The organism is Sphingomonas sp. 7/4-4, assembly GCF_027941955.1.
In the GTDB taxonomy this organism is placed as follows: Bacteria; Pseudomonadota; Alphaproteobacteria; order Sphingomonadales; family Sphingomonadaceae; genus Sphingomonas.
This window is the reverse complement of sequence record NZ_CP115960.1, coordinates 720,379-732,255: the sequence shown is the minus strand read 5'-3', so window position 1 is coordinate 732,255 and position 11,877 is coordinate 720,379. Positions and strand designations below refer to the sequence as shown.

At 63.3% G+C, this 11,877-nt stretch carries 8 protein-coding genes and 2 pseudogenes; 5 read left to right on the top strand and 5 right to left on the bottom strand.

Features of this window, described 5'->3' with window-relative positions:
* Window positions 1–49: 49 nt before the first annotated feature.
* A complete protein-coding gene (locus PIB19_RS03820; RefSeq protein WP_056612715.1) occupies window positions 50–277 on the top strand; it encodes a DUF4170 domain-containing protein in 228 nt (75 codons plus the stop codon).
* 4 nt (window positions 278–281) lie between these two features.
* Here PIB19_RS03820 and PIB19_RS03815 read toward each other — a convergent pair whose 3' ends face one another.
* From PIB19_RS03815 to carA, 5 genes and pseudogenes are all read right to left on the bottom strand, one after another.
* The gene (locus PIB19_RS03815; protein ID WP_271239734.1) at window positions 282–908 is read right to left on the bottom strand and encodes a rhomboid family intramembrane serine protease; all 627 of its coding nucleotides are present in this window, start codon (window positions 906–908) and stop codon (window positions 282–284) included.
* An 8-nt stretch (window positions 909–916) separates the two neighbouring features.
* Complete coding sequence (gene greA, locus PIB19_RS03810) at window positions 917–1,393, bottom strand: transcription elongation factor GreA (RefSeq protein ID WP_271239733.1); 477 nt, start codon at window positions 1,391–1,393, stop codon at window positions 917–919.
* Between the two features lie 178 nt (window positions 1,394–1,571).
* A pseudogene (gene carB, locus PIB19_RS03805) lies at window positions 1,572–4,902 on the bottom strand (carbamoyl-phosphate synthase large subunit).
* Between the two features lie 12 nt (window positions 4,903–4,914).
* Window positions 4,915–5,490, bottom strand: a complete 576-nt coding sequence (locus PIB19_RS03800; protein ID WP_271239732.1) for a hypothetical protein — start codon at window positions 5,488–5,490, stop codon at window positions 4,915–4,917.
* Window positions 5,483–6,661, bottom strand: coding sequence for a glutamine-hydrolyzing carbamoyl-phosphate synthase small subunit (carA, locus tag PIB19_RS03795; protein WP_271239731.1), 1,179 nt, complete (start codon window positions 6,659–6,661; stop codon window positions 5,483–5,485). The genes PIB19_RS03800 and carA overlap by 8 nt, the downstream gene beginning before the upstream one ends.
* 180 nt (window positions 6,662–6,841) lie before the next feature.
* Here carA and PIB19_RS03790 point away from each other — a divergent pair, with 180 nt between their 5' ends.
* From PIB19_RS03790 to rpoD, 4 genes and pseudogenes are all read left to right on the top strand, one after another.
* Complete coding sequence (locus PIB19_RS03790) at window positions 6,842–7,255, top strand: GatB/YqeY domain-containing protein (RefSeq protein ID WP_271239730.1); 414 nt, start codon at window positions 6,842–6,844, stop codon at window positions 7,253–7,255.
* A gap of 104 nt (window positions 7,256–7,359) precedes the next feature.
* Window positions 7,360–7,749, top strand: a complete 390-nt coding sequence (locus PIB19_RS03785; RefSeq protein WP_271239729.1) for a GIY-YIG nuclease family protein — start codon at window positions 7,360–7,362, stop codon at window positions 7,747–7,749.
* Window positions 7,721–9,592, top strand: a pseudogene (gene dnaG, locus PIB19_RS03780) (DNA primase). Before PIB19_RS03785 ends, dnaG begins: the two are co-directional and overlap by 29 nt.
* Before the next feature lie 41 nt (window positions 9,593–9,633).
* Window positions 9,634–11,673, top strand: a complete 2,040-nt coding sequence (gene rpoD, locus PIB19_RS03775; RefSeq protein ID WP_271239728.1) for an RNA polymerase sigma factor RpoD — start codon at window positions 9,634–9,636, stop codon at window positions 11,671–11,673.
* The last annotated feature ends 204 nt before the right edge of the window (window positions 11,674–11,877 follow it).

The following is an 11,877-nucleotide window of genomic DNA, read 5'->3' as shown; positions in this document are numbered from 1 at the left end:
CGGCTTTGCCCGGTAAGGGCAGGTCAAACCGCTCTCCCCAGGAGTTTCGATGAGCAAGCTTCACCTCGTCTTCGGCGGTCGCGTGACCGACCCGCAGACCCTCGATTTCACCGATCCGACCAAGCTCGACGTGGTCGGCATCTTCCCGGATTATGCCAGCGCCGAAAAGGCGTGGCGCGCCGCCGCGCAGCGGACCGTGGACGATGCCGAGATGCGCTATGTCGTCGTCCATCTCCACCGGCTGCTCGAGCCGGACCTGGAGAAGCCGGCGGCCTGAGGCGTCAGGCCCGCCGCCAGTTCCACGCCAGCAGCGGCTTGGCGAGCGCGAGGCCGGCAATGAACCCGCCGATATGCGCCGCCGCCGCGACGGCGACGCCCGCGCCGAGGAACGCAAAGGCGGTCAGCAGATTGACCAGCGTCCAGGCGGCGGCCAGCCAGAGCACGTGCACCGCCTGTGCCGGGATCGGGCCGATCGCCCGGGCCCGCGAGCGGCCGAACAGCAGAGAATAGGCGCCCACCACCGCCGATGCAGCGCCGCTGGCGCCGATCATCGGAGTCATCGACATGGGATCCGGCAGCCACTGCGCGAACGCCGCGGCATAGGCGCCGACGACATAGAGTATGACGATGCCCGCCGGACCGACTGCGCGCTCGGTTTCCTTGCCGGTGAAGCCCAGCATCAGCATATTCATCGCCAGATGGAAGATGCCGGCGTGCAGCAGCGCGCTCGACAGGGGCGTCAGCCACACCGGCACCGCCCACATGTCGTCGATCACGAACCCGCTCAGGCGGCGTGGAATGAACCCGCCGGCATAGGCCGCGAGCACCTCATGATTGCCCAGCGTGACGGCAAGGCTGATCGCCGCCGTCACCAGCACGATGATCGAAGTCGCCGATAGTCGGCGCATGGCCGGCCTCAGATGAATTCGATCTTGGAAACCAGATAGTAGCGGTCGCCCGCGGGCACCGAAACCTCGACTTCCTCTTCGACCTTGCGGCCGATCAGCGCGCGCCCGATCGGCGAATTGTACGAGATGCGGCCCTTGCTCGCATCCGCCTCGGTCTCGCCTACGATCTGGTACCTGATCGGCTTTTCGTCCTCGTCGAGCAACGTCACCGTCGCGCCGAACACGACCTTGTCGCCCGACAGATCCTTGGGATCGATGATCTGGGCGCGGCTGAGCTTGCCTTCGATATCCGAGATCGTGGCCTCGTTCTGGCCCTGCTGCTCCTTGGCGGCATGATATTCGGCATTTTCCGAAAGATCGCCGTGCGCGCGCGCTTCCTCGATCGCGTCCACGATCAGCGGGCGTTCCGCTTTGAGGCGCTTCAGCTCGGAAGTGAGCTTCTCATAGCCCTCCTTGAGCATCGGCATCTTTTCGACCGTCGCCATTCCATTCCGCCCTTCAAACGCCTCGATCCCCAAGCGTCCCACAAGGGGTACGCCCGCACATTAACATCGATTGGGGGAGATCAATTGTGCGATTGCGAATAATAAGACTGTGAGGGGCAAACATCAAGCACCTGCCCGATTGATGCCGCAATTGGGCGCCTTGCCGGGATGTGACGGCTCAGCCACGCCCCGCATAATAGGCCTGCAGGGGCTTCACATCGAGGCTGTTGCGTCCCAGCGCCTCGATCGCCCGCGCCGCCGCCACGCTGGCCGGCGCGGTGGTGAAATACGGGACCTTCTGCGCCATCGCCGTCGCACGGATGCTCGCCGAGTCCTTGAGCGACTGCCATCCCTCGGTCGAATTGAAGATCAATGCGACATCCCCATCCTGGATCCGATCGACGATATGCGGCCGGCCCTGCGCCACCTTGTTGACGCGCTCGACTGCGATACCCTCGGCTTCGAGATAATCGGCTGTGCCGCCGGTCGCGATGATCTTGAAGCCAAGATCGGCGAGGATCTGCACGCCGGGGAGCACCACCGGCTTGTCGCTGTCCTTGACGCTGACGAACAGCGTACCCGACGACGGCAGCACCGTCCCCGCTCCCAGCTGCGACTTGGCGAAGGCGGTGGCGAAATCGCGATCGATCCCCATCACTTCGCCGGTGGACTTCATTTCCGGTGAGAGCACCGGATCGACGCCCGGGAACCGCGCCCAGGGGAACACGGCCTCTTTGACGGCGATATAATCGATGTCGCGATCGATCTTCGGCAAATCCTTGAGCTTCTCGCCTGCCATCACCCGCGCTGCGATCTTGGCGATGGGGATGCCGATCGCCTTGGCGACGAAGGGCACCGTGCGGCTGGCGCGCGGATTGACTTCGATGAGGTACACCTCGCCGTCCTTGACCGCGAACTGGATGTTCATCAGCCCCTTGACCTTCAGCGCCCGGGCGAGCGCTTCGGTCTGCTTCTCGATCTCGGCGACGATCTCGGCCGAGAGGCTGTAGGGCGGGATCGAGCAGGCGCTGTCGCCCGAATGCACGCCGGCTTCCTCGATATGCTGGAGCACGCCCGCGACCACGACATCGTCACCGTCGGCGATTGCATCGACATCGACTTCGATCGCGTCGCGCAGATACTGGTCGATGAGGACGGGCGAATCCCCGGAGACCTGCACGGCGGTCTGGATATAATCGTCGAGCTGCTGGAGCGTGTCGACGATCTCCATCGCGCGGCCGCCCAGCACATAAGAGGGGCGCATCAGCACCGGAAAGCCGATCCGCTCCGCCGCCGCCACTGCCTCGTCGCGGCTGCGGGCAAGGCCGTTGGCGGGCTGCTTGAGCCCCAGTTTGGCGACCAGGTCCGCGAAACGCTCGCGGTCCTCCGCCAGATCGATCGCGTCGGGGCTGGTACCGAGGATGGGGATACCCGCATCCTCCAGCGCTTGCGCCAGATTGAGCGGGGTCTGGCCGCCGAACTGGACGATCACGCCGACCAGATTGCCGTTCGATTTCTCGACTTCGAGGATTTCGAGCACATCCTCGGCGGTCAGCGGCTCGAAATAGAGGCGATCCGACGTGTCGTAGTCGGTGCTCACCGTCTCCGGATTGCAATTGACCATGATCGTCTCATAGCCCGCATCGGCCAGCGCGAAGCAGGCGTGGCAGCAGCAATAATCGAACTCGATCCCCTGCCCGATCCGGTTCGGACCGCCGCCGAGGATCACTACCTTGTTGCGGTCGGTGGGGTTCGACTCGCACTCGGGCTCGCCGAAGCTCGGCGCCTCATAGGTCGAGTACATGTATGGCGTCTTCGCTTCGAACTCGGCCGCGCAGGTGTCGATCCGTTTGAACACCGGGCGCACACCGAGCTTGTGGCGCAGCTTCCGCACATCCGCTTCGGTCACGCCGCCGCTCATCGCCTTGGCGACTTCGCCGATCAGCCCGTGGCTGCGCGCCATCTGCTCGGAGCCCGCGCGCATGTTGACCGATTTGAGCGCCAGATACGCCAAGCGCTTGTCGCTGAACCCCATCGCCTTCAATTTGCGCATGCCCGCGGCATCCTGCGGCAGCCCGCCGCGGCACACCGCCTCCTCGGCTTCGACGATCTCGGCGATCCGCTGAAGAAACCACGGGTCATAGGCGGTCAGCGCCTGCACTTCGGCAACGGTGAAACCCTCGCGCAGCGCCTGCGCGGCGATCAGCAGCCGATCGGGCGAGCGCACGGCCAGCGCCGCCTCGATCTCGTCGCGCGGCGCGCCGGCGAGCCGGTCGACCTGGTTGAAGCCGCTGAGGCCGGTCTCGAGCCCGCGCAGCGCCTTCTGCATCGATTCATGGATGTTGCGGCCGATCGCCATCACTTCGCCGACCGACTTCATCGCGGTGCCCAAGGTCGCCTCGGCGCCCTTGAACTTCTCGAACGCGAAACGCGGGATCTTGGTGACGACGTAATCGATCGTCGGCTCGAACGACGCCGGGGTCGCGCCGGTGATGTCGTTGGTGATCTCGTCGAGCGTATAGCCCACCGCCAACTTCGCCGCGACCTTGGCGATCGGGAAGCCGGTCGCCTTGGACGCCAGCGCCGACGAACGCGACACGCGCGGGTTCATCTCGATGACGATCAGGCGGCCGTCCTTCGGATTGACTGCGAACTGCACGTTCGAACCGCCGGTTTCGACACCGATTTCCCGGAGCACCGCGATCGATGCATTGCGCATGATCTGGTATTCCTTGTCGGTCAGCGTCAGCGCCGGCGCGACGGTGATCGAGATCGCCGGTGTGCGTGCCCATCGCATCGACATTCTCGATGCTGCAGATGATGATGCAATTGTCCGCACGGTCGCGGACCACTTCCATCTCGTACTCTTTCCAGCCGAGCAGCGATTCCTCGATCAGCACTTCGGTGGTCGGCGAGAGATCGAGCCCGGAGCGGACGATCGCGATGAATTCCTCGCGGTTGTACGCGATGCCGCCGCCAGATCCGCCCATGGTGAAGCTGGGACGGATGATCGCCGGCAGCCCGACATGCTCGAGCGCGGCCAGCGCCTCGGCCTCGCTATGCGCGATCGCCGAACGGGCCGATTCCAGCCCGATCTTCGTCATCGCGTCCTTGAACTTGAGCCGATCCTCGGCCTTGTCGATCGCCTCCGCATCGGCGCCGATCATGATGCAGCCGAACTTCTCCAGCGTGCCGTCATTCGCCAGCGCCAGCGCAGTGTTGAGCGCGGTCTGGCCGCCCATCGTCGGCAGCACCGCATCGGGGCGCTCCTTCTCGATGATCTTGGCGACGATCGCCGGGGTGATCGGCTCGACATAGGTTGCGTCGGCCAGTTCGGGATCGGTCATGATCGTCGCCGGGTTCGAATTGACCAGGACGATGCGATAGCCCTCTTCCTTGAGCGCCTTGATCGCCTGCGTGCCCGAATAATCGAACTCGCACGCCTGACCGATAACGATCGGCCCCGCGCCGATGACGAGAATGGAGGAGATGTCGGTGCGTTTGGGCATATCTAGTTCACTTCACCGCAGCGACAATCGCCGCCAAAAAGTTCCCAATTGCACGATATTAGCAAATGCTGGGTCACGAAGCAGAGCCAAAATGCCTTCCTTTGGGACCTGAGGAAGCTGAATCAGAATATTCAAACTTCTTACCAAGCCAGATATTTGCGATCTTTGTAGATTATCCTGGGTGGATTCGGATAAATCTTCAATTTGACTAAGTATTCTTATAATTTTCGTAACTTGTTCATCATTCACTAACCCAAATTTGGTCAAACTAAAAGCAGACGGTGCTTCAAGTTCGTCGGGAGGAGTTAGAGCGGCGCGACCAACGGCATTAATTCTAAAATACTCAACTTCGTCGCGATACGCTCGATCTAGATATCCGGAATCAGCGAGTCGCCTTAGTGATTTACGAGTTATAAAGCTCTCTGATCTCAAATGAGCTGACAACCTTCCGCTAGTTATCCAGCCAATCGACCGTAACTCATCATTATACGCATAGTGCGCCCGATCATCGAAGCCAACTTCAATTACTCCCCTTAGCACCCGGATTTCCCAAACACTTAGAACGGATGTTTGATCATTGTCAGGCATTCATCATCCCCACGAACCGCTCGAACAGGTACAGGCTGTCCTGCGGCCCCGGGCTGGCTTCGGGATGGTATTGCACGGCAAACGCCGGCCGGTCGGTCAGTTCGAAGCCCGCATTCGACCCGTCGAACAGCGACACATGCGTCTCGCGCGCGTTCTCCGGCAGCGTCTCGCCCAGCACCGCGAAGCCGTGGTTCATGCTGGTGATCTCGACCGCGCCGTCGCTCAGCCGCTTGACCGGGTGGTTGGCGCCGCGATGGCCCTGGAACATCTTCGAGGTCTCGGCGCCCACCGCCAGCGCCATCAACTGGTGGCCGAGGCAGATACCGAACACCGGCTTGCCGCTGTCGAGCATCTCGCGGATCACCGGCACGGCATATTCGGCGGTTGCGGCGGGGTCGCCCGGGCCGTTGGAGAGGAAGAAGCCGTCGGGCGCGAACGACATCGCCTGCTCGAACGTCGCCGTCGCCGGCAGCACGGTTACTTCAGCTCCGGCCTGAACAATGTTTCGGAAGATATTGTGCTTACTGCCATAATCGATCGCAACGACGTGCGGGCGCTTTGGTGCACCAGTGTGACCCTGGCGTGACTTTTCGTATCCGGCTCCCAATCGCCACACGCCGCCTTCCCAGCCGAAATGGGTCTCGGCGGTGACCGTGATGGCGAGGTCCATGCCCTCCAGCCCCGGCCATTCGCGCGCCATCTGGAGCAGCACGGGAATGTCGAACTCGCCCGAGGCCGAATGCGCGATCACGCCGTTGGGCGCGCCGCCGGTGCGGATGCGCCGGGTCAGCGCCCGCGTGTCGATCCCGGCGAGCCCGATCCGCGCGTGCTTCTTCATCCACGCATCGAGATGCTCGTTGCTGCGGAAATTGCTCGGCTCGGTCACGTCCTCGCGGACGATCATGCCCAGCGCATGCGGCTCGTCCGCTTCGACATCGTCGGGATTGGCGCCGACATTGCCGATATGCGGAAAGGTGAAATTGATGATCTGACCGGCGAAGCTCGGATCGGTCATGATCTCCTGATAGCCGGTCATCGCGGTGTGGAAGCACACTTCGCCGACCGCCTGCCCCTCGGCGCCGAATCCTCGTCCCCACACCACGTCCCCCGACGCCAGTACCAATACTCCCGTGGCTCCGGGAGGCGCAGACATGGGTTTGGCTTCGGCCATTTAAGGGTGGCGCTCCATTTGGGTTTGTGACGATGTCGCTAAGTGGTGGCGGCTAGACCCCTGCCCGCCTCGCGTCAACCGGTTCACGGATGCGGCGGCATCGGCTAGTGCTGATCGCTTTCCGATTATCGAGAGACATCATGATCTCGCGACGATATCAAGGCCGCGCAGATCACCGCCATGAAGGCCGGTGACAAGGCGAGCCGCGGGGCCATCACCCTCATCCAGTCGGCGATCAAGAATCGCGACATCGAGGCGCGCACCGGCAAGGCGCCGGAGGACGACGACGCCCTGGTGGTCGAAGTGCTCCAGAAGATGGTCAAGCAGCGCCGCGAATCGATCGAGATGTACACCAAGGGCGGCCGCCAGGAACTCGCCGACGCGGAGGCGGCCGAAGTCGCAGTGATCGAGCGCTTCCTGCCGAAGCAGATGAGTGCCGAGGAGACCAGCGCGGCGATCGAGGCGATCAAGGCCGAGCTGGGCGCCAGCGGCATGAAGGACATGGGCCGCGTGATGGCAGAGCTCAAGGCGCGACATGCGACCACGCTGGATATGAGTAAGGCGAGTGCGGCGGTGAAGGCGGCTTTGAGCTGAGGGGCTCACATCCCCTCCGTTCGTTTCGAGCGCAGTCGAGAAACGGAGACTTGGGACAGGCTTCTCGACAACGCTCGAAGCGAACGGAGGGGATACGGACCAAAATGGCGTTCTGGGCCTACATGCTGAGATGTTCGGACGGCCGGTATTATACCGGCCACACCGATAATCTCGAACGCCGGATTGGCGAGCATCTGAGCGGTATTTGTGGATACACATCGCACCGCCTCCCCATCGAACTGGTGTGGAGCGAAGCGTTCGTCAGCCGGATCGAAGCGCTGGAAGTGGAGCGCATCGTCGGCGGCTGGTCCCGCGCGAAGAAGGAGGCGCTGATCGCCGGTGACTGGAAGCGGATCGGCTTTTTTGCCCGTCCGCCGAAGGAGCGTTTCTCGACTTCGCTCGAGACGAACGCTGAGGGAGTAATCGAAGCACTTTCCCCGTTCATTTCGAGCGAAGTCGAGAAATCTGACTCTCGGGACCAGACATGTCCCTAACCCCCAATTCCTCGACGAGCTTCGCGCCCGCACGCTCCTCTCCGGCCTCATCGCCAAGACGGTGAAGCTGCAGAAAGCCGGCCGCGAGTTCCGTGCCTGCTGCCCGTTCCACCAGGAAAAGACCCCCAGCTTCTACGTCAACGACGACAAGGGCTTTTATCACTGCTTCGGCTGCTCGGCGCATGGCGATGCGATCCGCTGGATGACCGACCAGCGCGGGCTGCCCTTCATCGACGCAGTGAAGGAGCTGGCCCAGGCCGCGGGCATGGAAATGCCCGAGCAGGACCGCCGCTCCGCCGAACAGGCCGAGCGCGCCAAGGGGCTGCACGAGGCGATGGCCGATGCCGCGGCGTGGTTCGTCGACAAGTTGAACGGGATCGAGGGCGCCGAGGCGCGTAACGTACTCAAGCGCCGTGGGATCACCGAGGAGATCGCACGTTCCTTCGGCCTCGGCTTCGCCCCCGATCTCGCGCGGCAAGCTCAAGGAAGCGCTCAAGGGCTATGGCGATGCGATGCTGGTAGAGGCCGGCATGCTGATCCAGGTCGAGGAGAAGGAGCCGTACGACCGGTTCCGCGGCCGGCTGATGATCCCGATCCGCGACGTCCGCGGCCGCACGATCGCGTTCGGAGGGCGGATCATCGGCGATGGCGAGCCGAAATACCTCAATTCCCCCGAAACCCCGCTCTTCGACAAGGGCCGCACGCTCTACAATCTCGATCGCGCGCAGGCTGCGGCGCGTAAGGCCGACCGGATCATCGCAGTCGAAGGCTATATGGACGTGATCGCGCTCGCTCAGGCGGGGTTCGGCGAGGCCGTCGCCCCGCTCGGCACCGCGCTCACCGAACACCAGCTCGAGCGGCTGTGGCGGATGGCCGACGAGCCCCTGCTCTGCTTCGACGGCGATTCGGCCGGGCAGAAGGCGGCACTTCGGGCCGCTCACCGTGCGCTGCCGATGCTCCAGCCGGGCCGCAGCCTCACCTTCGTGACCTTGCCCGACGGCCTCGATCCCGACGATCTCGTCCGTACCAAGGGCGCAGCGGCGTTCGAGGCATTGCTCAGGGCACCGCAGCCGCTGGTCGACCGGATCTGGCAGAGCGAAGTAGCTGCGGAGCCGCTCGACACCCCCGAGCGCCGCGCCGGGCTCAAGCGCCGGCTCAGCGAGCTCGCCCAGACGATCGCCGATCCCAACGTCAAATCGGAGTATCAGGCCGAGTTCCGGCGCCGTTTCGACGAACTGTTTGCGCGTCAGCCGCGCGAATTCCGGCCGCAGAACCCTCGTACGCGCCAGAAAGGCCCTTGGAAGCCCCCGAGGCCATGCCGGGCGTTACGATGCGCGACGTGCGTTCGGGCGGGATCGACCCGGTGCTCGCCAAGGCAGTGCTCGCCGGGCTGATCCGCCATCCTGCCGAGATCGCGCGCCATATGGAGGTGCTGGGGTCGCTGCGCAGCGCCTCGGGGGCGCTCGGCAAGTTGTTCGAGGCTGTGATCGACGTCGCGCTGGAGGACCGGCAGCTTGATAGCGGCAAAGTCCTCACCATATTGGCGCGATCCGGATTTGATTCTGTGGCAAGCGACCTCTTGAGAGCCGACACGCTTCCTTTCTCCTTCACACGCTCTCAGGCGGACGAAGCGAGAGCGCGTGAAGACTTGAACGAGGCTATAGCGGTGATGGTGGCACGGCCGGCGGTCGATGCTGCGCTCGCCGAGGCAACCGCGGCGTTGAGCAGGGACGGCTCGGAGGAAGCGTTCACCCGTCAGGTGGCGCTTTCGCGGAAGCGCCAGGAGCTCGAAGCGCGGCTTGCGAATCTGATGCTTGCGGACGAAGAAGAATTCGACGATTAGGGCGGCGTATAATGCCGCCATCTGGATTTCGAGGGTTATTGATGGCGAAGGCTAATGGCGGCGGCAGCGGCGAAGACACGGCGATTGACGTGGGTGACGCTCCGCTGATCGATCTCAACGAAGGCACGCTCAAGAAGCTTGTCGCCCGTGCGAAGAAGCGCGGCTACATCACCGTCGATCAATTGAACGAGATGCTGCCGCAGGACCAGATGTCCTCGGAGCAGATCGAGGACGTGATGTCGGCGCTCAACGACATGGGCATCAACGTCGTCGAGAACGAAGAAGGCGGCGAGGACGATCAGGCCGAGGACGATACTCCGGACGAAGTCGATGCCGCCGATGGCAACGACGATTCGGCGCCTGCCTTCGAAGCCGCGAAGAAGAAGGAGACGATCGATCGCACCGACGATCCCGTCCGCATGTATCTTCGCGAGATGGGCGCGGTCGAGCTGCTCAGCCGTGAAGGCGAGATCGCGATCGCCAAGCGCATCGAGGCCGGCCGCGACACGATGATCCTCGGACTCTGCGAGTCGCCGATCACTTTCAATGCGATCATCGGCTGGTCGAACGCGCTCAACGAAGGCACGATGCAGCTGCGCGAAATCCTCGATCTCGATGCGATGCTCTCCAAGGGACCGTCGGCCGAGCAGGTCGAGAACGCCGAGGAAGACGATAACGGCGAGATCAGCGAGAAGACCGCCGGCGCGTCGTTCAAGGAAGAGGAAGAGCCCGAGGAAGTCGCCGAGGAGGAGGACGAGGACTCGATGACCGAGCGCCGCGCTCCGCGGATCTCGGACGACGAGGAAGAGGACAATACCCTCAGCCTCGCCCAGATGGAGGAGACGCTCAAGCCGCAGGCGCTCGAGAAGTTCGCCAACATCACGTCGGTCTACAAGAAATTCTCCAAGGTTCAGCAGGCCCGCCTCGACGCGATGGCCGCGGGCGGCGAGCTGCCGGCGACCGAGGAGCGCAAGTACCACAAGCTGCGCGAGGAGCTGACCGCCGAGGTCGAGAGCGTCCAGTTCCACAACGCCAAGATCGAATATCTCGTCGATCAGCTCTACAGCTTCAACCGGCGCCTGACCGCTTTGGGCGGCCAGATGCTGCGCCTCGCCGAGCGCCACAAGGTGCCCCGGAAAGACTTCCTCGATCGCTATGTGAACCACGAGCTCGACGAGCAGTGGCTCGGCTCGGTCGAGAAGCTCGACAAGAAATGGGGCGCCTTCGTCGCCAATGAGGCGGCGGCGGTCGATCGCATTCGCGTCGAAGTCTCCGAGATCAGCCAGGCGACCGGCATGGCGCTCGCCGAGTTCCGCCGCATCGTCAACATGGTGCAGAAGGGCGAGCGCGAGGCGCGCATCGCCAAGAAAGAGATGGTGGAAGCCAATCTCCGCCTCGTGATCTCGATCGCGAAGAAGTACACCAATCGTGGCCTGCAGTTCCTGGATCTGATCCAGGAGGGCAATATCGGCCTGATGAAGGCGGTCGATAAGTTCGAATATCGCCGCGGCTACAAATTCTCGACCTACGCCACCTGGTGGATCCGTCAGGCGATCACGCGCTCGATCGCGGACCAGGCGCGGACGATCCGTATTCCGGTCCATATGATCGAGACGATCAACAAGCTGGTCCGCACCAGCCGCCAGTTCCTCCACGAGCAGGGCCGCGAGCCCACGCCTGAGGAAATGGCCGAACGCCTCTCCATGCCGCTGGAGAAGGTCCGCAAGGTGATGAAGATCGCCAAGGAGCCGATCAGCCTCGAAACGCCGATCGGCGACGAGGAGGATTCGCACCTCGGCGACTTCATCGAGGACAAGAATGCCGTCATCCCGGTGGATGCGGCGATCCAGGCGAACCTCAAGGAAACGGTCACCCGCGTCCTCGCTTCGCTCACCCCGCGTGAGGAGCGCGTGCTGCGCATGCGCTTCGGCATCGGCATGAACACCGATCACACGCTCGAGGAAGTCGGCCAGCAATTCTCGGTCACGCGCGAACGCATCCGTCAGATCGAGGCCAAGGCGCTCAGGAAGCTCAAGCATCCGAGCCGTTCGCGGAAGATGCGGTCGTTCCTCGACCAGTAAGGTCACGGGCATCGCCGGAAAAATAGAACGGCCCCGGAATCGCTTCCGGGGCCGCTCTGGTTTTCGCGACAGGCGACCGAAACCCCCGTCCTGAACGTCTCCCGGCCACGTTAGCGGCCGGGAAACGTCCTCCCCGGATCGAAAACCGGTCGCTCGCGTGCGCACTGCCGCATCACCGATGCGGCTGGCAGCAACAGCGAACTA